The sequence below is a fragment of the Bifidobacterium mellis genome, assembly GCF_000967265.1.
In the GTDB taxonomy this organism is placed as follows: domain Bacteria; phylum Actinomycetota; class Actinomycetes; order Actinomycetales; family Bifidobacteriaceae; genus Bombiscardovia; species Bombiscardovia mellis.
Map to the genome: position 1 here is coordinate 1,104,955 of NZ_KQ033885.1, position 23,860 is coordinate 1,128,814.

The window sequence follows — 23,860 nt, forward strand, 5'->3', positions numbered from 1 at the left end:
GTAGGTGATACCTCCTGCTCTCGAACGGGACGGTGAGATTCTACACAGGCTCCCCGACCCCTTTACGCTCAAGGGACAGACTCCAGTAGGAGACGTCATGCAGGACGAACCTGTCCCAGGCGGCCTGGGACAGGAGGCCGAAGCAGCTGAACCCGAACCGCTGCAGCAGGGCCTTGGAGGCCGAGTTGTCATCGAAGATGATGGCCACGGCCAGACGCATGCCCTCCTGCTGGGCGCACTCCAGCAGGGAATGGACCATCAGGGCCCCCAGGCCCCGGCCACGGCTGTCGCGGTCCACGTAGTAGCCCAGCTCGCAGGTCTCCTGGTAGCCGGGCCGGTCGTAGTAGGCCGACAGGGAGCCGAAGGCCAGCACCTTGCCCTCCTGCTCCAGGACCAGGACCGGATGGCCCTGGTCCGGCTCGTGGCCCAGCCACCACTGCAGGCGCTGGTCCAGGCTGACCGGGGCCGTATCCGCTGTGGAACCACCGTCCATGACCGCCTGGTTGTAGATGGCGGTGATCGCCTCCAGGTCCCCGCGACGGCAGAGCCGGATGCGCGGGGTGGCGCTCACTTGTTGCCGCCCTCCTGGTCGGAGGCCTCCTTGAGGGCTTCACGCAGGCGGTTCTGCGCCTCGCCGTAAGCGCTGAAGTCGCCCTTCTTCAGGGCGGCATCGCCGTCGCTCATGGCCTGGTTGGCCTTGTCCAGGGCCTGTTTCAGGGCCTGCCCTCCTGTCGCCGACGCCCCGCCGGACCCGTCGGTCTTATCCGGGGCCTTATCGGAATCAGGGGCCTTATCGGAATTGGTGCGTCCGGTATTGTCGGCATCACCTGCCGATGCGCCCGAGTTGCCCTGGAATGTCTTGTCAAGGGCCGCATCCAGCGTCGCCGAGGAGGAGACCTTGTCTCCGAAGGCCACCAAAACCCGCTTGAGCAGGGGGAAGCTGGTGGCGCCGCTGGACTGCACGTAGACCGGCTGGATGTATATCAGTCCGCCGCCTATGGGCAGGGTCAGCAGGTTGCCGCGTTTGACCTTGGTGGACCCGGACTGGAGCAGGTTGAGCTCGGTGGAGACCGCAGCATCCGAATTGAAGTTGTTCTGGGCCTGCCCAGGGCCTGGCACATTGGAATTCTTGGGCAGCTCCATCAGCCGGATGGTCCCGTAGTCCGGTCCTATCACCCCCTTGGTCGACCCGGCGTCGGAGTCCACGGACAGGAATCCGGTCAGGATCTCCCTGGTGGAGGTGCCGGCGGGGATGAACGTGGAGGTCAGTGAGAAGGCGGGCCTGTCGGTCCCCGGGGTCTGCAGGGTCAGATAGTAGGGAGGCTGCTTGATCCCCGCTGTCTGCTCCTTGCTGCTCCCGGTCGGATCCACGGGGGTCTGCCAGAAGTCCTCGCCGGAGAAGAACTGGCTGGCCGAGTTGACGTGGTACTGGGAAAGGAGCTGGCGCTGCACCTTGAACAGGCTCTCCGGGTAGCGCATATGGCTCATCAGGTCGCCCGAGATGGACGAGAGCGGCTTGAACTGGCCGGGGAAGACCTTCTGCCAGGCCTTGAGCACCGGATCCTTGGCATCCCAGGCATACAGATCCACCGAGCCGTCGTAGGCATCGACCGTGGCCTTGACGGAGTTGCGGATGTAGTTGGCCTTCTGGGAGCCCAGGCCCTTGACGGCCTCGGAGCTCAGGGTGGTCGTGTCCTGGGTGATGGGACCCAGGTCCACCTTCTGGGAGTAGGGGTAGGCGTCGGAGGTGGTGTAGCCGTCGACGATCCACTTGACCCTGCCGTCCACCACAGCCGGGTAGACGCGCCCGTCCAGGGTCAGATAGGGGGCGATCTGGGCCACGCGCTCCTTGGGTGAGCGGTTGTAGAGGATCTGCGAGTCGGGGGTGACGCGGTCCGAGAAGAGGATCTGGTCGGATCCGAAGCGGATGGCGTAGAGGACCCGGGCCAGGAAGTTGCCCACCGAGGGGCCGCCGTTGCCCTTGAAGGTGTTGGTGGCTCCCTTGGAACCGGTGGGATAGTCGAACTCCCAGCCCGATGAACCCTGTGGCGCGCCGACGATGGAGTACTCGGGCGCGTTGGGCGAGAAGTAGATTCGCGGCTCGTAGTGCTGGCTTTCGGTCAGCTTGCCCTTGGTGGGGATGTCCTGCTCGAAGAACTCGGGCTGCCCGTCAGGGGTGACCTTGTTGCCATAGGCGGCCACGATGCCGTAGCCGTGGGTGAAGACCGTGTGGTCATTGACCCAGTTGCGGTTGTCGTTGCCCTCCAGGTCCAGCTCACGAGCGCCGATGACCGTATCCTGGCTGACTCCGTCGATGTCGTACTTGTCGACGGCCAGGGTGTCCTCGAAGGTGTAGTACTGCTTGGACTGCTGCAGCTGGCGGAAGGTGGGGGAAACCACCTGGGGGTCCAGCAGACGAATCTGTGCGGTGGTCTCCGCATCACGGGAGAGGGCGCCCGACTGGACCTCGGTGGTGGCGTCATAGGCCTCGGTCTTGAGCTTGTCCAGCCCATAGGCCTTGGTGGTGGCCGCAATGTTGCGCTGGATGTAGGCGGACTCCATCTCCTGGGCGTTGGGGTTGACCCGGAAGCGCTGGACCAGTGCCGGCCAGAAGACGGTCAACAGCAGGGACAGGACGATGGTGACGGCCACGGCCAGGACGGGCACCCGCCACTGCTTGACGGCCGAACCCAGCGACCCTGCATGGACACGGCCGGGTTCCAGGGTGTGTGAGCACAGAATCCATACGGCCAGGATGATGCCCAGCAGGGCCATGACCACGGACATGATCAGGGTGACGGGGATGGCCGCCTTGACCGAGGTGTAGGAGGCGCCGGTGATCCGATCGCCCTCCTCGGTCAGCCTGCCGAAGACGCCCAGGGCGGTGTCTCCGGCCCAGACCAGCATGAACAGGACCAGCCAGACGGCCACCTGGCGACGGGCGGGACGGGTCATCTCCAGAATGCCGCGTCCATGCACGGGCATGGTCAGCCGAATGCCGCCCATGAGGAAGTTGGTGACCAGACTGAAGACCGTGGCCGCCAGCAGCATCATCAGCAGGGAGGAGACCAGCAGCTGCAGGCCGGGCAGGATGAAGACGTAGAAGCCGTTGTCCAGACCGAACTGGGGGTCACGCACCCCGAAGGACTGGGCATTGAAGAGCAGGAGCACCTGCTTCCAGTCGGCGTTGAACTGGAAGCCGAAGAAGACACCGACGATCAGGGAGACCACCACGGCCACCTTGAGCGCCCTGCTTGAGGAGACCCCCTTGCCGACCTCGATCAGATCACCCTTGACCCTGATGGTGGACCCGTCGGGCGAATCGGGACGGCTACGGATGGCCAGTACGGCCGAGAGCAGGGTCACCGCGGCCAGCAGCAGGGCGTAGGCCAGCCATAGACCCACCTTGATGCCCAGCTGGGTCCAGACGATCTGCGCGGCTCCCAGCTGGGAGAACCACATGACATCGGTGATGAAACGGCTGAGCGCGAACAGGAGCAGCAAGACGACCAGGACGACGGCCACAACCACCGCCAGGATCCGCGAGCCCCGGGAAGGCCCGTCACTGCCCTTCCTGCGGGAAGTCAGCCGGGGATCACCTGGTCCGGGAAAGCGGAAACGAGGCGTACCGCCGCCCTCCTGGCCTGGACCCTCCCCATCGGTTTGCACGTGCAGGATGACCGGGTCGTCTTCATTGCGACGCCGGCCTGGTCCTCCTGGACCGCCCTCAGGGTCGAACATGGAACCGAAGAAATCGAAGAATGACATGTACCTAGCCTACATGAGACGGCGGTCTTGAATGGCTTGCCGGTAGACCTCCTCCACCTGATCGGCCACGGTGGTCACGTCGTAGCGGTCCAGGAGCGCAAGCTGGTCATGGCGCACGTTCCGCCTCCAGGAAGCGTCCCCCAGAGCCTGGGCAACTCGCCGGGACAGCAGTTCGGGGGTGTTGGGCGAGTCGACGGGCACCAGAGCCCGCTCATCGCCCATCAGGGTGGACCGGTAGCCTGGATTGTCCCCGGCCAGCACCGGAGCCGTGCCCGAGGCGATGGCCTCCAGCAGGACGATGCCGAAGGACTCACCCCCGGTGGAGGGAAAGACGGTCAGGTCTGAGGAGGCCAGCAGGGCGGGCTTGTCCTTCTCGTCCACAAAGCCGGGGAAGGCCACCGGGGTGCGCAGGACAGCGGCCTTCCGACGGCAGTCCTCCAGCAGCGGCCCCTTGCCGGCCATGGTCACATGCAGGCCCTCAGGCAGAATGCCGTCCCGCTCCCCCGCCTGGAGGGCCGAAAGCAGGATCCCAGCCCCTTTGCGGGCCACGAACCGTCCCAGAAAGACCAGATGCGGCCCCTGGCCGTGCAGACGCGCCACCTCCTGGTCTCCGGCGGCTTCTCGGGCCCGGCGCAGGGCAGCCACATCCACGGGATTGGCCACCACCCTGCTGGGCACACCGGCAGTCCGCCGGGCATAGCCGGCCGCCACAGGCGAGACCGCGATGACCCTGTCGATGCGCCTATGGGTCCTGCGGTTGATCATCCCCAGCAACCGGCCACCCAAGAGCTGCAGGCTTCCCGTGGGGGCGATGTGGTAGGTGGCCACCAGGGCCGTTGTCGGATCTGCGGCCCGGATGACACGCCCGGCCAGGAAGGGGCTGTAGGGTGCCTGAACATGCAGCAGGTCGAAGTGCCCGGCCTCCAGGACCCGGCGGATGGGCGCCTTGGGCGCAGGCAGCGGTATGCGCATCCTGTTGCCGTTGAAGGAGACCATGACGTTACGGGATAGGGAGTGAACCCCGTCAACCGGCGGATGGGCGGTCTGCCCGACCAGGTACTGGACCCTATGGCCCCGCCTGCCCAGCTCCCGTCCCAGGGTCAGAATGTGCTGCTGAACCCCGTCAAACACATCCAGGGTGTCATCGAAGACGAACCCGATGTTGAGCGTCACTGAGCGTCCTGGCCTGCTCCGGGCTCGGTCCCTGCAGCCAGCTGACGACCCTTCAAGGCCAAGGCCACCAGGTGCCGGTCGGCGGCCTCCCGCGCCTGCTGCTCGTCGTTGCCCGAGTCCAGCTTATCCACATAGATGGTCTCCACCTGGGCGACCTGGCAGTACTTGAGGAAGGTCTGTCTGCGCAGCTGATTGTCCAGGGCCTCACCGACGCCGCTGGACTGGTACCATTCCTTTTCCCCGCCGGTCAGCATGATCAGCTCCACCCGGCGCCCGGCCAGGGCCCCCGGGGTTCCGTCAGCGTGGTAGGCGAAGCCCCGGCAGATGACCCGGTCGATGAAGCCCTTCATGATGGCCGGCATGCTGTACCAGTAGACGGGGAAGACCAGGGCCAGCACGTCCGCATCCTTGATGCGCTCCTGCATGGCCTGGGCATCCTCGGGCATGGGTCCCTGGCCCAGGTAGTGGGTCCTGTCCTCCATGCCGAAGACGGGATTGAACCCCTCGGCGCAAAGGTCGATCAACTCGGTGCGAGCCCCGCCCTCGGCCGCCCCGTCCAGCAGGGCATTGCCCGCCGCATCGGTCAGGCTCTTGGGTTCGGGGTTGGCCGTGACTGCCACGATCTTCATGGGGATTCGCTCCTTACATTCCATTTCGCGCCTGCACCGACTGCGTGCAGACCCTTGTCATTGTCAGTCCTGGCAAGGACGGCAACACTGGTTCGGCAAATGCTTGACACTGCTCCTGGGCCCATCTATGTTATTGGGTGGTCGGTAGGTGAAGCTACCGCATGGACAAGGCATGCTGCCGCAAAGTGGTGGAGACACCCCGCGCAGGTCAACAGTCCCCGTCGGATCAAGGCAGGGACTAATGCAGGGCCAAATACCATGCGAAGCCGAAGCTTGAACGATGACAATGGTCGGCTCATGGCCGATCGCCACGCCGTCTTCGAGGCTGCCGACAGGGATGTTCCGCACCTTGGAGGGAGGCCATCGTGAATACTGTCGCACTGCCAGGAATGCTCCGTTCTCCACTGAACGACGACCGCAGCCAGGCATCGCGCTCCACCCGCATATGGACGGGCCTGGCCGTAGCCATTGGCGCCCTGGTCCTGCTGGGGGCCCTGGCCTATCTGCTGCCGGCCCTGGGCGCGCCCATAGGCCCCGCCGGCGTACCCTCGCACGTCTCCACCGACCCGTCCAACCTGCCCTACTACGCGCTGCGCTCCCTCTTCCGCATGTTCACGGCCCTGATCATCTCCCTGGTCTTCGCCTTCCTCTACGGACTGGCCGCCGCGCGCTCCCGCCGCCTGGGCGCCGTGCTCATCCCCCTGCTGGACATTCTGCAGTCGGTGCCCGTCCTGGGCTTCCTGTCGGCCACCATCTCCATCTGGCTGGTCCTTTTCCCCGGGTCCATCATGGGCGTGGAGGCGGCCTCCATCTTCGCCATCTTCACCAGCCAGGCCTGGAACATGGCCTTCTCCTTCTATAACTCCCTGACCAGTGAGCCCGCCGACCTGGACGAGGCGGTGAGGCTGATGCGCCTGACCCGCTGGCAGCGCTTCTGGAAGCTGGACGTGCCCAACTCCATGATCCCCCTGCTCTGGAACTGCATGATGAGCATGGGCGGCGGCTGGTTCTTCCTGACCGCCTCCGAGATGATCTCGGTCAACAACAGGACCCTGGCCCTGCCCGGCATCGGCTCCTTCGTGGAGGAGGCCACCGCCGAGCAGGACCTGGGCAAGGTGGGCCTGGCCATCCTGACCATGATTGTGGTGGTCCTATTGATTGACTTCCTGCTCTGGAAGCCGCTGACCGCCTGGGCCGAGAAGTTCCGCTACACCAGCAGCCAGTCCACTGAGCCCCGACGCAGCCTGGTGCTGACGGTCATCCGCCTGTCCGGGGTCAAGGACCTCTTGGGCCTGGTGGGCCACCCCCTGGCCGACCTGCTGGACCGGATCACCCGCCCCCTGGGCCGCACCGGGGCGCGCTGGAGCCGTGGCGGCGGACGCAGACGGGCCAGCGACCTGGTCTGGTGGGCCTGCCTGGCCCTGATCGGCCTGTGGGGTCTCTGGCAGCTGGACCGCCTGGTCATCCGCCCGCTGGGGCTGGGCGAGGTCGGCCACGTCTTCCAGCTGGGCCTGCTGACCTTCCTGCGGGTGCTGATCCTGATGGTGGTCTGCACCATCGTCTGGGTGCCCATCGGCGCCCTGATCGGCATGAATCCGCGCATCTCCCGCTACCTGCAGCCCCTGGTGCAGATCCTGGCCTCCTTCCCGGCCAACTTCATCTTCCCCTTCGTCACCATGGTCTTCATCATCTGGCGGATCGACATCAACTGGGGCAGCATCCTGCTCATGGCCCTGGGCACCCAGTGGTACATCCTCTTCAACGTCATCGCCGGGGCCTCGGCCATCCCCGACGACCTGCTGGAGATGTCGCGCAGCCTGGGCCAGAACCGCTGGCAACGATGGAAGACCCTGATCCTGCCGGCCCTGTTCGGCTCCTGGTGCACCGGCGGCATCACAGCGGCCGGCGGGGCCTGGAACGCCTCCATCGTCTCCGAGGTGGTCTCCTACGGCAAAACCGAACTGACGGCCAAGGGCCTGGGTGCCTACATCGCCCAGGTGACCGCCACCGGAGACACCCCCCGCATCATCCTGGGGGTGGCCGTCATGAGCATCTTCGTGGTCCTGGCCGACCGGTTCTTCTGGTCTCCCCTGCAATCACTGGCACAACGGCGCTATTCCCTGACATGAGAAGTCTGAGAGGTTCGACAATGACCAAGATCAATTCCAACGGGATCATCACGGCCGAGCACGTGACCAAGACCTACCAGTCCGACAAGGGCGCGGAGCTGACCGTCCTGGACAACATCGACTTCACCCTGCACGAGGGCGAGGTGGTAGCCATCCTGGGCCGCTCAGGCGCCGGCAAGTCCACCCTGCTGCGCATCCTGGCCGGTCTGGTCCCGGCCAGCAAGGGCAGCGTCGAATACCGGGGCAAGCAACTGGACGGACCCAACCCCGGCGTGGCCCTGGTCTTTCAGAGCTTCGCCCTGATGCCCTGGCTGACCGTCAAGGACAACGTCGAGCTGGGCCTGCAGGCCCGTGGCGTGCCCAAGAAGGAGCGCGAGAAACTCTCCCTGGCCGCCATCGACGCCATCGGCCTGGACGGCTTCGAAAGCGCCTACCCCAAGGAGCTCTCCGGCGGCATGCGCCAGCGCGTGGGCATCGCCCGTGCCCTGGTCCTCAAGCCGGACGCCCTCTTCATGGACGAGCCCTTCTCGGCCCTGGACGTGCTGACTGCCGAAAACCTTCGCCAGGAGGTCCTCAAGGTCTGGTCCGAGGAGGCGGGCAGCGTCAAATCGGTCCTGATCGTCACCCACAACATCGAGGAGGCCGTGGAGATGGCCGACCGGGTCCTGGTCCTGGACTCGCATCCCGGCCGGGTCATCGCCGACGTGCCCATCAACCTGGACAGGCCTCGGGACAAGCAGTCCGACCTCTTCCAGTCCTGCGTGGACTACCTCTATTCCATCCTGACCGGCCAGCGCGACAGCGAGGACATCCGCCGCCGTCTGCAGACCAAGGTGCGCAACCGTCAGGCTGTGCGGGATTCGGTCCGGGACGAGGAGACCGCCGAGCGCAACCTGCCCGACGCCACCCCCGGCGGCCTGGCCGGTCTGGCCGATGTCATGGTCAACCAGCCCAACGGCATGGATCTGGCCGACCTGGCCGCCAAGCTCTCCTTCGAGGTGGACGACCTCTTCCCCCTGATCGATGCCGGGCTCATGCTGGGCATCTTCCAGGCGGACAACGGACACGTCAGGCTGACCGACCAGGGCCGTGCCTGGCACGACGCGGACATCCTGGAGAGCAAGGAGATGTTCTCACACATGCTGATGGATCACGTTCCGCTGATCCGCATCATCGACCGGGCCTTGAAGAACAGCGACGACAAGAGCCTGCACGGCTCCCTGATCCTGGACCTGCTGCGGGCTCACCACTCGGACAAGGAGGCCGTCCAGCAGTTCGACACCGCCATCACCTGGGGCCGCTACGGCGAGCTCTTCGACTACGACGCCGACGACGACCGGCTGACCCTGGACCCGGAGAACCACACCGAGTGAGCAGCTGGGGCAGTCACGGTCCCCTTCCGCTCCTAGGATGGGTTTCGGGCGATGGAACCCGCCCGGGGCTTGAGCCCCGAACCGCAAACTGCTGACAGTTCCTGCACCATGATTCGACGACCCCGTCTGCGGGCCGGGTGCAGGCGCATGCCATTCAGCCCGACCCTGCGGACGCTGATCCGTCGGGAACCGAGCCTCCAATGACCAAACCCCCTGCCGGACCTGACATAGCCACGGCCCTGGTGGTGATGCTGGGCGGAACCCTGGGCACCGGCTGCCGGTACGCCTTGAGCCTGCTGCCGGGCCAGAGTGGTCCGCTGCATCCGGGAACCCTCCTGGCCAACCTGATCGCCTGCGCAGGCTACGCCCTGCTGACCGCCTTCCTGGCCGGACTGCCCAAAAGCGCACACGCGCGCCGAAGGCAGCTGACCAACAAGGGTCTGGGCATGGGCCTGTGCGGAGGACTGTCGACCATGTCCACGCTCTCGCTGGAACTGGTCCAAGGCCTGTCGGGCGGCCAAGTCTGGGCAACCCTTGCATACCTGCTGGTCTCCTTTGCCGGAGGCCTGATGGCCTCCTGGGCCATGGCAGCGCTGGGAGCGCGTTTGGCAGCACGCATCCAGGCGGGTGCGCGATGACCATTACGTTTACGTTGTTGATTTGCCTGTGCGGCGGCCTGGGTGCCGGACTGCGCTACCTGCTGGATACCCTGGTCAAAGCCCGCTGGCAGGTGGACCTGCCCCTGTCGACCATGATCATCAACCTGCTGGCCGGATTGGGCGCAGGACTGGTGGCCGCCCTTGCCACCTTCCACGGACTGCCTAACTGGGGACGGCTGCTGCTGACCACAGGACTGCTGGGTGGCTTCTCCACCTTCTCGACAGCAGTCAACGAAGTGCTAGCCCTGGCCCGGCAGAGACGGCATCTGGCAGCCCTGGGCTATCTATCGGCATCGATCTTCCTGCCACCACTGCTGACGGCCCTTGGTTTCATGCTGGCCGGACCGGGCATGTAGCAGATCCAGCCAGCAATCAAGGAGCTGCGGAACCTAGGCGCGAACCGGTTCCGGGCGACCCTGGGCGGAGTCTGCGGCAATCCCCAGCCGGTCGTCATGACGACGCCACCAGGCGGACAGCACCGAGCCGGAAATGTTGTGCCAGACGCTGAAGAAGGTGGAGGGTATGGCCACGATCGGGTCAGCGGCGAAGGCCTGCAGGGCCAGGGTCGCGCCCAGTCCGGAATCCTGCATGCCCACCTCGAAGGTGATGGCCTTCTGCTGGGCGTAGCGGAACCCTTTGGGGTAGATACGGTACATGAGCCGGCTGAAGAGGAAGCCCAGCCCGTACCCGCACAGGTTGTGGAGCATGACCACCGGCAGGACCAGGGCGGTGGCGGCGGTGAAGAGCTTGGCGTGGTTGACCGAGACCACCACACCGATGATGACCAGGATGGCAATTTGCGAGACGGCCGGCAGGGCCGCGGTCACCTTCTGTACCTTCTCCTTGAAGATGGCGTGGACGGCCAGGCCCAGGGCGATGGGGATCAGCACCACCTCAAGGGCGGTCAGGAAGAGCTGCTTGGTGGGGATGGCCACATACTGGCTGGCCAGCAGGTTCATCAGCATGGGGATCATGAAGGGCGCGCACAGGGTGGAAAGCAGTCCTATTGATACGTCCAGGGCCACATCGCCACGCGACAGGTAGGACATGACGTTGGAGGAGGTCCCCGAGGGGCAGCAGCCCACCAGGATGACTCCCACGGCGATCATGCCGTCCAGCCGGAAGATGCGGCAGAGCAGCACGGCCAGCAGGGGCATGATCAGGTAATGGGCTATGGTGCCGACGATAACCATGAGCGGCATCTTGACGATTCGCTTGAAGTCGTCCAGGCTCAGGGTCAGTCCCATGCCGAAGAGAATAATGCTCAGGAAGTAGTTGGTGTAGCTACGGGCCCAAATGCTAATCTGCGGGACAAAGAAGTTGATGGCGGCCCACGCTAGGACCACCAGAATGAACCACTTAGTCAACCAGTCACTGAACCGCTGCACCTTTTGCATGATTCCTGACCACTTCCTCTCGATAGTTCTCTCTGTGGTAGAGCAAAGTTAGAAAACCGAGGGCAGGCACGCCTGCTAATGGTCACATTTTGGACGAGGCCGTTCCGGCTCCGACTGGAATTCAGTTGACCAGGACGGGTGTGCCGGTGGGCACGGACTGCATGATCCACCGAGCATCAGGCACCGTCAGTCGGATGCAGCCGTGTGAACTGGGTCGGACGCCCAACATGTCGGCCTCCTCCTTGATGTAGTCGCCGCTCGAATCAGTGGGCACCGAGTGGAAGAGGAAGACCCCGTGGTTCAGAAAGCTGGTGTAGTAGCGGGCACCCATCCCCTCCCTGGGGTTGTAGAAGTGGTCGCCGCGCTCAGACTGGATGCGGAAGCTGCCCCTGGGCGTGGAGTCATCCATACCCGTCGAGGCGTACATGGTGTAGAGCAGTTGAGACCCATCGCGCACATAGACCCGCTGATCCTGAAGGCTGACCTCCAGGGAGAGGCCGGGGTGGGCTGCCGGATCCGGGTAATCGACCTGCTGCGAAGGCTTGAGCCAATCGACAGGATGAGTGGAGGAGCTAGCAGAGTCTGCCTTCTCAACCTTTGTCTGCTCCTCATCTTGTTCCTTTGTGTGCCTCTTTGTCGCTGATGAAGAGGAGGACTCGGATTTACCGGAATGATGCGCCTTGGAAAATTGTCTCGCCGAAACAGTGGCTGTGCTGGAAGCGCTCGCACCTGCTGATCGTTCCGCACGGGCCGCATCCACCGGCTGGATCAGGTTGACGATCAGGACTGTCAACAGCAGCGTCAGCAGAGCGGTTGTCACTACCACAGGCGTACGGCGGACAGGGTCCAGCAGCCAACGGAGCATGGCAAGCACACGCCGCTTAAGGCGTTTGCTATCCAATCCCCAGACAGCCATGTCCTTCCCCTTCGTCGCCATCGAACGAACTTGTATGCACAGTTCATTTTAACGGCAGAAGGAAACAGGGCGGACTCAGCCTTTCAGCACCTGCCTGGCCCAATCCTCCAGCAGGTTGCAGACCAGGACGGTCTGCTCGATCTGCACATTGTGGCCGGCTCGGTCCAGCACCGAGTAGGAGGCCCGGGGGAAGCGGCAGGCCAGGTCGAACTGGTCCAGGTAGCCCACACGGTCGTCCTGACGGCCGCAGACGAAGAGCACAGGGGCTATGAACCCGTTCCATGCTCGGTCGAAGTCCATATCCAGCTGGTAGCCCCCCTCCATTCGAGCCACCGTATCGGCATCGGCCGATCGAATGCCGGGCATGATGGTGCGTTGGTAGGCCTCAAGATGCTTCCTGGATTCCACCACAGCCATCTGCCGGTAGGCATGCCTGGTGAACTCGTCCACGTCGGCCAGGCTCTGATCTTCCCGGACCAACACCTGACGCGGGGGCAGGCGCCTGTGGGCGGTCACAGGGTCAACCACCGAGGAGAGCAGGGCCATCCCCCGGCAGCGGTCCAACCGACCGGCCGCGGCGTGGCGGCTGAGCAGCCCGCCCAGGGAGTTGCCCACCAGAGCGAAGGGGCCACCACCGCTGAAAATGTCCACCTGGTCATCCAGCCACCGGGCCAGGCCGTCCAGGTCGAGAATGGACGGGTCGGGCGGCGTGCGGCCGAAGCCGGGCTGGTCCAGATAGATCCGTTCGAAACCCCCCACCCGCTCGAAGACGGGGTCCAGGTCGTCGAAGATGTGGTGGTCCACGCCGGACCCGTGCACGAAGATCAGCGGCAGCCCATGACCCCGACGAATGGCGAACCCGGGCCTGGCGCTCACTTCTTGGAACCGGAGGGAATGCCGGTCTTGAACTCCACGATGTCGCCGTCCTGCATGACGTAGTCCTTGCCCTCAAGGCGCATCTTGCCCTCCTCGCGCACCTTGGCGTAGGAGCCGTCGGCGGCCACGAAGTCGTCGTAGGAGACCACCTCGGCCTTGATGAAGCCCTTCTCGAAGTCGGTGTGGATGACCCCGGCGGCCTGGGGGGCGGTCCAGCCCTTGTGGATCTGCCAGGCGCGCACCTCCTTGACCCCGGCGGTCAGGAAGGTCTGCAGGCCGAGGATGTCGAAGCCCACCCGGGCCAGCTGGTCCAGGCCGGACTCCTTGAGCCCGGCATCGGTCAGCATCTCGCGGGCATCGGCCTCATCCAGCTCGGTCAGCTCGGACTCGAACTGGGCGTTGAGGAAGATGGCGGGAGCGGGAGCCACGGAGTCGGCCAGCTGCTTCTTCAAGTCCTCGTTCTGTAGCTCGTCGTCGTCCACGTTGAAGACGTAGATGAAGGGCTTGGCGGTCATCAGATGCAGGTCGTAGAGCTCGTCCTTGTCGATGTCCCCGGCCTGGGCCGCCTGGTCGATGGTCCGCCCCTGGCCCAGAATCTCCTTGGCCTTGCGGACGGTGTCCAGGTAGGCGGGCTTGATCTTGCCCCCGCGCTGATCCTTCTCCAGCTTGGGCAGGGCCTTGTCGATGGTCTGCATGTCGGCCAGGATCAGCTCGGTGTTGATGGTGTCGATGTCGTCGGCCGGATCCACCTTGCCGTTGACGTGGACGATGTCGTCGTCATTGAAGGCACGAACCACCTCGCAGATGGCGTCAGCCTCGCGGATGTTGGCCAGGAACTGGTTGCCCAGCCCCTCCCCCTCCGAGGCCCCCTTGACGATGCCGGCGATGTCCACGAAGGTGACCGTGGCAGGCACGATCTTGTCCGTGTGGACCAGCTTGGCCAGGACGGGCAGACGGTCGTCGGGCAGGGGCACGATACCGGTGTTGGGCTCGATGGTGGCGAAGGGATAGTTCTCCGCCAGAACGTTGTTGCGGGTGAGGGCGTTGAAGAGTGTGGACTTGCCGACGTTGGGCAGCCCGACGATTCCTATGGTTAACGACATATCCACCAGTCTATTGCCCGGACTGCCCCGGCGTGGCTCCCCCTAGTCGCCGCGCTCCACCGCATCGATGGCCTCGATGACCGCTCCACGGAAGCCGTGCTTCTCCAGGGAGGCGACCCCCTTGATGGTGGTTCCGCCCGGCGAGCAGACCGCGTCCTTCATGGCCCCGGGGTTGGTGCCGGTGGCCAGGTAGAGGGCTCCGGTCCCCTGCACCATGCGCGCCGCCAGCCGGTAGGCCGCCTGCCTGGGCAGCCCGTGCTCCACCCCGGCGTCGGCCAGGGCCTCCATGTACATGGCCGTGTAGGCGGGCGCGCATCCGGCGATGGTCGTGCCCACAGAGACCAGCTCCCGGGGCAGCCGCTCAATCATGGCTACCGGGTCGAAGACCTGGGTGAAGAGCTCCCGCTGCTGGTCGGTCAGGGTATCGTCCTCCTGGGTGACCAGAATCCCCTGCCCTACCGAAATGGGGGTGTTGGGGATGGCGCAGATCAGGTGCGTGCCCTCCTCAAGAAGGTCGGCATAGTCCTCAAGGGTCATGCCGCCCACCACCGAGAGGACCATGCGGTCCGGGTCAGCCAGCTCGTGGCGGATGGGCTCGCAGACCTGGGCCACCTGCCCCGGCTTGACGGCCAGAATCACCAGGTCAGCGGCCGCAGCCACCTCGGTGCCGGAGTGCATGGGCCGCACCCCCATCTGGGCCGTCCGCTCCACCAGCCGGTCGTAGTGGGCTGCACAGGCCACAATCCGGCCGCCGGGCAGCACGCCTGCGTCGACCAGCCCCTGGGCCATGGCCTGGGCCATGTTGCCGTATCCGATGAATCCAAGAGTCAGTGAGTCCGTGTTCATGCCCTCAAGTCTAGCCGCGCGCCGGGAAGAGCCCCTCCAGATCGCCGCGCTCCAGGGCCAGCCGGTAGAGGTGGGCGAAGACCCTGTCCCCGTGCAGCCCGTCGTGCTCGAACTCGTTGGTCACCCAGGCATGGGCGTGACCCACGCGCGAGAGGGTGTCCAGCTGAAGCTCGGAGGGCACGTAGAGGTCGTCGGCATAGACAGCGGCCTGCAGGGGTACCTGATTGTCGGCAAGGCGGTCGGGATCGTACAGGTGGCCCCAGGAGCCCTCCTCCATGAGCAGGCTGACCGCCGGGCCGAAGGGGCGCAGGGCCGACTCCTGCTCGAACATCCAGGGGAAGATCGCCTCCCCGGTGAACATGAGCGGGCGGGCAGCAGTGTCGAATTCAGGACGGGCATCGCGCACCCGCTGCGCAGCCCAGCGCAGGGGTTCGCAGTCTCCGTCGGCGTAGATGAACTCCTGCAGGGGCCAATAGAGCGGTGTGACGGCAGTGGCCGCCCGCAGCCCTTCCAGGAAGGCCTGCGAGAGGGTGGCCCGGGAGCTGCTGGCGCCGGAAGCGGGCAGGCTGCCGTCCCCGTCCAGGAAGGCCGTGTCCAACAGCCAGTGGAGACGCTCGAACCCGCCGCTCTTGCCCAGGTCGGCGCCCAGGGTCTGCAGCCGCTCCACGCTCAGGGGATCGCCTCCGGGCAGAACCACATCACCCTGGGCCAGCCGGTCGGCAATGGCTGCCACACGGTCCTGGTCCCCCGGATAGCGCTGATAGAAGATCTGGGACCGCTGGGCCATCTTGGTGAAGGTATGGGAATAGAGCTCATAGGCATCAGCGGGGATATGCGGCACGCCCCCGGTAGTAAAAGCCGCAGCAATACCTTCGGGGAAGTTCGACAGGTAGGCCATGGTCAGGAAGCCGCCGAAACTCTGCCCAAGGGTCACCCAGGGACGGCCGGCGAAGACCGTGCGACGCAGGTGCTCGAAGTCCCTGATGATGGAGTCGGCCAGAAAATGCTTCAGATAGTCGGCCTGGGCCCGGGGCTCTCCCAGGGAGGCCATGGTGGAGCCGTCGATGGCGTTGGACCGGCCCGTACCCCGCTGGTCGGGCAGGACAATGCGGAAGTTGCGCAGGGCCTCGGCCATCCACCCGTCGGCAGTGGCGTTCAGCGGCCGTGGGGCGCCCGATCCGGGGCCGCCCTGCAGGTAGACCAGCAGCGGCAGGTCGTCGTGGATGTGCTCGGGTGCGCAGACCACGCGGTAGAAGCAGCGGATGACCGCCTGGCCCGAATGATCTTCGGCTCGCCAGACGCCAGGTTCACTGCCCGCCCAGTCCAAGGGAACGGGGATGGACCCCTCCCGAACGTAGAGTCCCGGCAGATAATATCCCTGGTTGGTCATACGCTGGCTCCTTTCTTTGAGATCAGTCGGGTTCATTGTCGCCGGGCGGTTGGACCTGGCTCGTGTGTTGTTGGCGGGCTGGGTGGTAGGGTGAAAAGCGGGGGATGTCGAAAAGACGACTGGCTTTTGTCCCGGCTCGTGCAATCTTTTGCACGGACTGACATTGAGCAATGGGCGGCTTTCCGACAAGAAGAACTTTGTTATGCAAGCGGCGTTGATTCCGTTTGGTGTCTGGTGAAGGGGTTTTGGTTTGATGCATCTGGTTTCTCGTCTGCGCCGCATCCTGGCGATGGCTGTCATCCTGCTGGGAATGCTTGCGGGCCTGGGCGTCGCATCCGCCCAGGCGGATGCTCCTGTCCTCACCGGGGGGGGGGGTCGTCAGACCCCTCGCGTAGCTGAGCAAACCCCCGGCATTCCCCCCAGCAGCGCACCAGGCACTCCGCTATCCTCGCCCTCGCCGATACAACCAGCCACACCATTAAGCCCCACGCCAGGCACCCCGTCATCGACGACGGGAACACCCGGCAGCGCAGGCTCCGCCCAGGCCAAGCCAGCCGAAAAGAGGGATGGTCAGGCTTCGCACATAGTGCGTTTCGACCCGGCCGACGGCAGCAAGCCCGCACAGTCAACCGTGAAAACCGGCACGCTCGCCTTCCCTCTGCAACAGAATCCTCAACGTGAGGGCTTCCGGTTCGACGGATGGACGCGTGACGGCCAGCCCTTCGACTTGCAGACCCCCATCCTCCAGGACACCACCCTGAAAGCCCAATGGACCAAAGCCGCGGACTGGACGCTGAGCCCGGACCACGGACCCGCCTCCGGCGCACGAGTGACCATCAGCCCGCCCGACATGCAGGAGCCTCAATTCGCCAGCATCCAAACGGCAGGCGGCCAGATCCTCGGCCTGACCGGCGACGGCCGCATCTACACCTGGACGCAGGAGAGCACGCCCAAACAGGTGCCCTTCCCCGCCCAGGCTCCCGACGGGTTCCACTACCTGCAGGTTGCAGCCGGCAGCCGGTCGCAGGCCGCCTTGGGATCCGACCAGCGGATATACACCTGGGCCAGCGGACAGCCCACGCCCGCCATCCTCGACACCGGCAAGGATGCCGGGTTCACCAGCATCGGCCTGAACGACGACCTCCTGCTGGCGGTGGACCGGCAGGGACAGGTCCACGCCTATCAGGCCAGCAATGCCGACAGCCAGAACCCGGAACTTATACAGCAGGCCGCCATCAGCCTGCCCGGGCAGGCGCAGGCCGTCACCGCTGCGGCCTCCGGCAGCCGGACCCTCATCGTGGACGAGGACGGGCAAGCCTGGACCTGGGAGATGAGCAAGACCGGCAAAGCCAAGCCCGCACGCGTCAAGCAGCAGCCGGAAACCCATATCGTCCAGGCGCAGGCCCTCAACCAGGGGTTCCTCCTCCTGGACGCGGACGGTCAGGCCCGGTACCTGGCCGATGGCAAGAGCAGCCCGACAATCGTCAGCCTGCCCGACGGCGAGCAAACCGGCACAATCAACAGCAGCGACAATCAGGCCACGATCATCGACAAACACGGCCACGTCTGGGCCTGGAAGCCCGGCAAAACCCCCAAGCGCGCAGACGACGGGAGCCAGCAGTACGTGCAGGCCGCCGCTGCCGGCGGCAGGATCACCGCCATCAGCAGGCAGGGCGGCATGCTCGCGTGGAGCATGGACGCCCAAGGCAACCCCGGCAAACCCGTGAGGCTCGACACCACTGCTGCGCCCACCTTGGCATCAGCCAGCCTGGACGGCCAGCCGCTCAGCCTCAGCAAGACCGGCAGCTCCTGGCGGGCTGAAGCTCCTGCCCGCAAGCCGGGACAGGCCGCTATCCTTATCACGGGCAGGCAGGACGGGCAGCCTTTCGCCAGGAGCCTTGCGTACACGGTCGACCAGCCGCCGGCACGGGCTGCGGAACCAGGACCCGCGTTCACGGTCCGCTTCGACACAGGCGGCGGAAACCCCAAACCAGCAGACCAGACTGTCCCCGCCCCATACGGGAGGGCGAAACGCCCCTCACCCGACCCTGTGCGGGAAGGCTTCCTGTTCGACGGCTGGTTCATTGGCGAGGTCGCCTACGATTTCAGCAGGCCCGTCGACAAGGACCTGAACCTGGCCGCCCACTGGTCGCCCGCAGGCCGGAACAGCAGGTGGAGCATCAGCCCTGATAAGGGCAGCCAGCTGGGCAGGGAACCCGCCACCATCACCCCGCCTGACAGTGCCAGCCGCGGCATCAGATTCAGCCAGGTCAGCGCATCAACATACGGCGGTAGTCCTGGTTTTTCCTTGGCGGTGGGCAGCGACGGGAACGCCTACGCATGGGGATACAACTACTATGGCCAGCTCGGCGACGGGACGATAGACGACAAGCATGCGCCGGTCAGGGTGAAGACGCCCGACCGCAGCATGTACCCGGACCTGCCGGAGGATTTCACCTACCTGCAGGTCAGCGCAGGATACTGGCATTCCCTGGCCCTGGGCAGCGACGGCAACGTTTACGCCTGGGGATACAACCAGTATGGCCGGCTCGGCGACGGGACGATAGACGACAAGCATGCGCCGGTCAGGGTGAAGACGCCCGACCGCAGCATGTACCCGGACCTGCCAGCGGATTTCACCTACCTGCAGGTCAGCGCCGGAGCCTCTCATTCCCTGGCCCTGGGCAGCGACGGCAACGTTTACGCCTGGGGATACAACCAGTATGGCCAGCTCGGCGACGGGACAACCGTCAGCTACCGGAATGCGCCGGTCAGGGTGAAGACGCCCGACCGCAAGACGTACCCGGACCTGCCAGCGGACTTCACCTACCTGCAGGTCAGCGCCGGAACCTATCATTCCCTGGCCCTGGGCAGCGACGGCAACACCTACGCCTGGGGATACAACTACGTGGGCCAGCTCGGCGACGGGACAACCACCACACGGTATGCGCCGGTCAGGGTGAAGACGCCCGACCGCAAGACGTACCCGGACCTGCCGGAGGATTTCACCTACCTGCAGGTCAGCGCCGGATGGCTGCATTCGCTGGCCCTGGGCAGCGACGGCAACGTTTACGCCTGGGGATTCAACGGCAATGGCCGGCTCGGCGACGGGACAACCAGCTACAGCCAGTCTACGCCGGTCAGGGTGAAGACGCCCGACCGCAAGACGTACCCGGACCTGCCAGCGGACTTCACCTACCTGCAGGTCAGCGCCGGATACTCTCATTCCCTGGCCCTGGGCAGCGACGGCAACGCCTGGGCATGGGGATACAACGGCAATGGCCAGCTCGGCAACAACAGCAGTGGCTCCACTTTTAATCCTGTTCCTGCGCGCGTGCGCGACCCCGCCAGCCCCGGGGACGCGAGCAAAGGACTGCAAGCCGCACAGGTCAGCGCCGGATACCATGATTCCCTGGCCGTGGGCAGCGACGGGAACGCCTGGGCATGGGGAGACAACAGCAGTGGCCAGCTCGGCGACAACAGCAGAAACAGCAAGTCGGCTCCTGTGCCGGTGTCGTTCAACCTGCAGCTGGTGATCACCGGCGTCAGGTTCGACCAGACCGCCGCATCAGGGCTGACGCGCGGCGACGGCGGCAGCGTGACCGTGACCACGCCCGCACACCAGCCGGGCACGGTCACCGTCAGCGTGGACTACACGCTGGGCGGCGCACCCCAAACGCCGGACACTACCCTCAGGTACACGTACCTGCCAGCAGGCGTGCTCCCCAAGGCCGGAGGGGAAGGCATCCTGCTCGCCCTGGCCACCGGCATGACCGGCATGGGCGGGGTCCTCGCCTCGCGCCGCCACCGGCAGGAAACACGCCGACTATTGCACGCTTCGCACGAGTAAGAGCGGCCGGGCGGCGTATCAATCCCCCCGCCCCCGGCCCTACATAGGGGGAGCAGGCAGGACAAGTGCCACTTAAAGGCTCAAACCCCAAGAGAGCCCGACACTTCCCTCCCGCGCCCCCACCACACTTCTGCAGGCGGAAGCCGAGGGCAGGCATGCACGCCCCCGCCTCTGCTTGGGAGAGGAGGAAACACGGCCAGGCCGGCCAAGAGGCTCAACAGCCACCAGCCAGCCCGGCCGCTGTTTGTTTCTCTATCCCAAATAATTACTATAAGCAGTCGCTCTTTCCCAACCGCCTGGACGTGGATTTGGCCGATGCCTATAAGTTCAGATGGTATGATTTTTGTGGGGATGTTGAGGGGTCTTTCGTCTTCTGACCGCATTCGGGCAATTGGCGCCGGATCGGCTTTGACCGTTCGAGAGACTCCTCTGCAAGTAAGATGTAGCAGTGGTGTTGGCTTGTCGTTGGGGAATAACAGAAGGCAGGCAAGCCTGTTGTTGGGGAAGAGGTTTGTAAGTCATCCGTATAGGCTCCCGAGCGGGTTCACTGACGTTCGTGATTATTCTTCTGCTGCTCCTGTCAGGCTTGGGCATGGTCGAAGCCGAAGCTGAAACCGACGCTGGTACTGAATCTATGTTTATCGGGGGGGGGGGGGTCGTCAGACCCCTCGCGTAGCTAAGCAAACCCCCGCCACTCTTCCCAGCAGCACAACCGGCACGCCGCTTCCTTCGCCCTCACCTCTGACAACTGCCTCGCCCCTGATCCCCACGACATCAAGCCCAAACACCCCGTCATCGCCGACAGACAGTCCAGGCAGTGCAGACTCCGCTTCAACCAGGCCATCCCGGCAGACAGATGATCAGGCCGCGCACACGGTGCGCTTCGATCCGGCCGACGGAAGCAAACCCACCCAAGCGACCGTGAGGACCGGGACGCTTGCCTCACCTCCGCAAAAGAACCCGCAACGTGAGGGATCCCGGTTCGACGGGTGGACGCGTGACGGCTTTCCCTTCGATTTCCAGACCCCCATCCTGCAAGACACGACGCTGACCGCCCGTTGGACCAAGGCCACGGACTGGACTCTGAGCCCGAACCACGGACCCTCCTCCGGCGCCCGCCTGACCCTCAGCCCGCCTGACAAGCAGGAGCCCTACTACACGAGCATCCACACGGCAGACAGCCAGTTTATCGGCCTGACCGGCGACGGCAACATCTACGTTTGGGCACAAGACGGCACACCAAAACAGGTTCCTCTCCCTGCCCAAGCTCCCGACGGATTCCACTACCTGCAAGCCGCAGCCGGCAGCCAGTGGCAGACGGTCCTCGGATCCGACCAGCACATCTACACCTGGACCAGCCAACAGCCCACGCCCACCATCCTCGACACTGACCTGAACATCAGGTTCACCAGCATCAGCACAAGCGACGACCGGCTGCTGGCCGTGGACCAGCAGGGCCGTGTCCACATCTTCCAGACCAGCCAGGCCGACAGCCGGAACATGAAACCCACTGAGCACTCCACAATCAGCCTGCCCGGGCAAACTCAGGCGACACTGGCCGTCGCCTCCGCCAGCCGGACACTCATCGTGGACGCGGACGGGCAGGCATGGTCATGGAAGCCAGGCCAGGCAGGAAACACGAAGCCGTCACCCATCATGCAGGACCAGGATGTGCGCATCATCCAGGCTGCAGCCCTCAACCAGGGGCTGCTCCTGCTGGACGCTGACGGGCAGGCCTGGTACCTGGCCGACAACGCGACCAGTGCCAAAGCCGTCAACCTGCCAGAAAGCACGAAAGCCAATCGGATCAGCGCCAGCAATGACCAAGCCATCATCACAGACAAGGACGGCCGCCTCTGGTTCTGGAAGTCAGGCGAGGCACCCACGCGCGCAGACAGCGGGAACCAGCACTATCTGCAGGCAGTCCGCATCGGCAGCAGAATCGCCGCCCTAGACAGGCAGGGAAGCCTATGCCAGTGGAGCATCGACACCCACGGCCAGCCCGGCAAACCGGCAAAAATCGACTCCACCACAGCTCCCACCCTGGAATCAGCCAGCCTGGATGGCCAAGCCTTGACACTCAGCAAGACCGGCGATGCCTGGCAGGCAGATGTCCCCGCCCGCGATCCCGGGCCGGCCGTCATCACCATCACCGGCAGGCAGGACGATAAGCCCTTCACCAAGAGCCTCAATTACACCGTCGACCAGCCGCTGTTAAGGGATGCTCAACAGGATTCCACCCACACGATCACCTTCGATACAGCAGGAGGAAGCCAGGCACCCCAACCCCAGCAAGTCGGCTACCCCTACGGTAGGGTGAAGCGGCCCTCCCCCGACCCGACGCGCAATGGTTACCAGTTCTACGGATGGTTCATCGACAACGTCGCCTACGACTTCAGCAAGCCTGTGACCAAAGACCTCAGACTTACTGCCCATTGGTCGTCAAACAAGTGGACAATAAGCCCTGATACGGGCAGCCAAATCGGCGGTGAAAGGACCACCATTACCCCACCAACCAATACAAACGGTATCAAGTTCAACCAGATCAGCAGCTCAAACACTGGTTCATTCTCCCTGGCTGTGGGCAGCGACGGGAACGCGTACGCCTGGGGAGACAACACGTATGGCCAGCTTGGCGACGGGACGGCCAAAAACTCCAGATATACGCCGGTCATGGTTCAGAAACCTGATCGCAAGACGTATCCAGACCTGCCAACGAATTTCACCTACGTACAGGTCAGCGCCGGAGGCCGGCATTCGATAGCCCTGGGCAGCGACGGATACGCATACGCCTGGGGATACAACAGCTCTGGCCAACTCGGCAATAACACGAAAACGGATTCGCATGTTCCTGTGCCCGTGCGTGACCCCGCCAACCCTACTGATACGAGCAAAGGATTAAAAGCCACACAGATCAGTGCTGGATACTGGCATTCGCTGGCCGTGGGCAGTGACGGATACGTGTACGCCTGGGGAAACAACGGAAACGGTCGGCTCGGCGACGGTACCACCAACGGCAAGTGAGTTCCCGTGTCGGTGATGTTCAACCCGCAGCCGGTGATCGCCGCAGCCAAGTTCGACACCAGCCCTGGCACGCATCTGACTCCTGTCAGCAACAGCAACAGCAACAGCGCCACAGTGCTCACGCCTGCACATCTGCCAGGCACGGTCACGGTCAGCGTGGACTACACGATGGGCGGCGCGGGAAACACACTGACCGACACGTCCCTCAGATACACGTACACACCTGCAGGCGTGCTCCCTCAGGCCGGCGGTGAGGGCATTCTGCTAGCCCTGGCCACCGGCATGACCGGCATGGGCGGGGTGCTGGCATCCCGCCGCCATCGGAGGGAAACACGCCAACTGTCACAAGCTTCGCACGAGTAAGAGAGGCCGGGGGCGGTGTATCAATCCCCCCGCCCCCGGCCTACACAGGGGGAGGGGACAGGGAGGAACGTGTCCATCAAGGCTTAAACCTCAAGAGAGCCGACACCCCCTCCCGCACCCCCACCACACTTTTATCTGCTGGAGTTCAGGGCAGGCATGCACACCCACATTCAGAAAAAGGAGAGAAATAGAGAAACACAGACAGGCCGACATATGAAGCTTACAGCACTCAGTCAGGCAAGTCGCCGTTCATTCCCTACAACCTCATAATTTCGTAAACAATCGCTTTTCCGCAATTGCCACGCTCATTGTTGCCGGGCGGTTGGATCTGGCTTGTGTGTTGTCTGCGGACTGGGTGGTAGGG

General features: G+C 64.6%; 15 protein-coding genes, 1 pseudogene and 2 riboswitches. Of the genes and pseudogenes, 6 read left to right on the plus strand and 10 right to left on the minus strand.

Going from position 1 to position 23,860, the window contains the following annotated elements; all coding sequences use genetic code 11:
* Positions 1 to 40: 40 nt before the first annotated feature.
* The 4 genes from JF70_RS04830 to JF70_RS04845 are packed head-to-tail and all read right to left on the minus strand — an operon-like array spanning position 41 to position 5,570.
* Positions 41 to 571, minus strand: a complete 531-nt coding sequence (locus JF70_RS04830) for a GNAT family N-acetyltransferase (RefSeq protein ID WP_052690747.1) — start codon at positions 569 to 571, stop codon at positions 41 to 43.
* Positions 568 to 3,768 (minus strand): UPF0182 family membrane protein, encoded by a 3,201-nt coding sequence (locus tag JF70_RS04835; protein WP_045935484.1) that lies wholly within the window; start codon positions 3,766 to 3,768, stop codon positions 568 to 570. Before JF70_RS04835 ends, JF70_RS04830 begins: the two co-directional genes overlap by 4 nt.
* Positions 3,769 to 3,777: 9 nt before the next feature.
* Positions 3,778 to 4,941, minus strand: coding sequence for a glycosyltransferase family 4 protein (locus tag JF70_RS04840; protein WP_045935485.1), 1,164 nt, complete (start codon positions 4,939 to 4,941; stop codon positions 3,778 to 3,780).
* A complete protein-coding gene (locus tag JF70_RS04845; protein ID WP_045935486.1) occupies positions 4,938 to 5,570 on the minus strand; it encodes an NAD(P)H-dependent oxidoreductase in 633 nt (210 codons plus the stop codon). The genes JF70_RS04840 and JF70_RS04845 overlap by 4 nt, the downstream gene beginning before the upstream one ends.
* Before the next feature lie 133 nt (positions 5,571 to 5,703).
* A riboswitch (M-box (ykoK) riboswitch) is annotated at positions 5,704 to 5,862 on the plus strand.
* Positions 5,863 to 5,959: 97 nt separating this feature from the next.
* Between JF70_RS04845 and JF70_RS04850 the strand changes: the two genes are divergently transcribed.
* The 4 genes from JF70_RS04850 (at position 5,960) to JF70_RS04865 (ending at position 10,087) form a co-directional block, all read left to right on the plus strand.
* Complete coding sequence (locus JF70_RS04850) at positions 5,960 to 7,699, plus strand: ABC transporter permease (protein ID WP_045935487.1); 1,740 nt, start codon at positions 5,960 to 5,962, stop codon at positions 7,697 to 7,699.
* A gap of 20 nt (positions 7,700 to 7,719) precedes the next feature.
* Positions 7,720 to 9,072 (plus strand): ABC transporter ATP-binding protein, encoded by a 1,353-nt coding sequence (locus tag JF70_RS04855; protein ID WP_156149600.1) that lies wholly within the window; start codon positions 7,720 to 7,722, stop codon positions 9,070 to 9,072.
* Between the two features lie 38 nt (positions 9,073 to 9,110).
* Positions 9,111 to 9,183, plus strand: a riboswitch (Fluoride riboswitch).
* A gap of 89 nt (positions 9,184 to 9,272) precedes the next feature.
* Positions 9,273 to 9,710, plus strand: coding sequence for a FluC/FEX family fluoride channel (locus JF70_RS04860; protein ID WP_045936143.1), 438 nt, complete (start codon positions 9,273 to 9,275; stop codon positions 9,708 to 9,710).
* Entirely contained in the window at positions 9,707 to 10,087 is a 381-nt protein-coding gene (locus JF70_RS04865) for a fluoride efflux transporter FluC (RefSeq protein WP_045935489.1), read from the plus strand. The genes JF70_RS04860 and JF70_RS04865 overlap by 4 nt, the downstream gene beginning before the upstream one ends.
* 33 nt (positions 10,088 to 10,120) lie before the next feature.
* Here JF70_RS04865 and JF70_RS04870 read toward each other — a convergent pair whose 3' ends face one another.
* The 6 genes from JF70_RS04870 to JF70_RS04895 all read right to left on the minus strand — a co-directional run bounded on the left by JF70_RS04870 (position 10,121) and on the right by JF70_RS04895 (position 16,259).
* A complete protein-coding gene (locus JF70_RS04870; RefSeq protein ID WP_045935490.1) occupies positions 10,121 to 11,128 on the minus strand; it encodes a bile acid:sodium symporter family protein in 1,008 nt (335 codons plus the stop codon).
* Between the two features lie 121 nt (positions 11,129 to 11,249).
* Positions 11,250 to 12,065: a L,D-transpeptidase gene (locus JF70_RS08750; protein ID WP_082069400.1), complete on the minus strand. Its 816-nt coding sequence runs from the start codon at positions 12,063 to 12,065 to the stop codon at positions 11,250 to 11,252.
* A gap of 54 nt (positions 12,066 to 12,119) precedes the next feature.
* Positions 12,120 to 12,920, minus strand: a complete 801-nt coding sequence (locus JF70_RS04880) for an alpha/beta fold hydrolase (protein ID WP_045935491.1) — start codon at positions 12,918 to 12,920, stop codon at positions 12,120 to 12,122.
* Complete coding sequence (ychF, locus tag JF70_RS04885; RefSeq protein ID WP_045924585.1) at positions 12,917 to 14,023, minus strand: redox-regulated ATPase YchF; 1,107 nt, start codon at positions 14,021 to 14,023, stop codon at positions 12,917 to 12,919. Before ychF ends, JF70_RS04880 begins: the two co-directional genes overlap by 4 nt.
* Before the next feature lie 42 nt (positions 14,024 to 14,065).
* The gene (gene proC / locus JF70_RS04890) at positions 14,066 to 14,869 is read right to left on the minus strand and encodes a pyrroline-5-carboxylate reductase (RefSeq protein WP_045935492.1); all 804 of its coding nucleotides are present in this window, start codon (positions 14,867 to 14,869) and stop codon (positions 14,066 to 14,068) included.
* A 10-nt stretch (positions 14,870 to 14,879) separates the two neighbouring features.
* Complete coding sequence (locus JF70_RS04895; RefSeq protein WP_045935493.1) at positions 14,880 to 16,259, minus strand: alpha/beta fold hydrolase; 1,380 nt, start codon at positions 16,257 to 16,259, stop codon at positions 14,880 to 14,882.
* Between the two features lie 253 nt (positions 16,260 to 16,512).
* On the opposite strand from JF70_RS04895, the gene JF70_RS08530 reads away from it, so the two are divergent.
* Positions 16,513 to 20,109 (plus strand): RCC1 domain-containing protein, encoded by a 3,597-nt coding sequence (locus JF70_RS08530; protein ID WP_082069401.1) that lies wholly within the window; start codon positions 16,513 to 16,515, stop codon positions 20,107 to 20,109.
* A gap of 520 nt (positions 20,110 to 20,629) precedes the next feature.
* Positions 20,630 to 23,496: pseudogene (locus JF70_RS08540) on the plus strand (InlB B-repeat-containing protein).
* Positions 23,497 to 23,860: the final 364 nt, after the last annotated feature.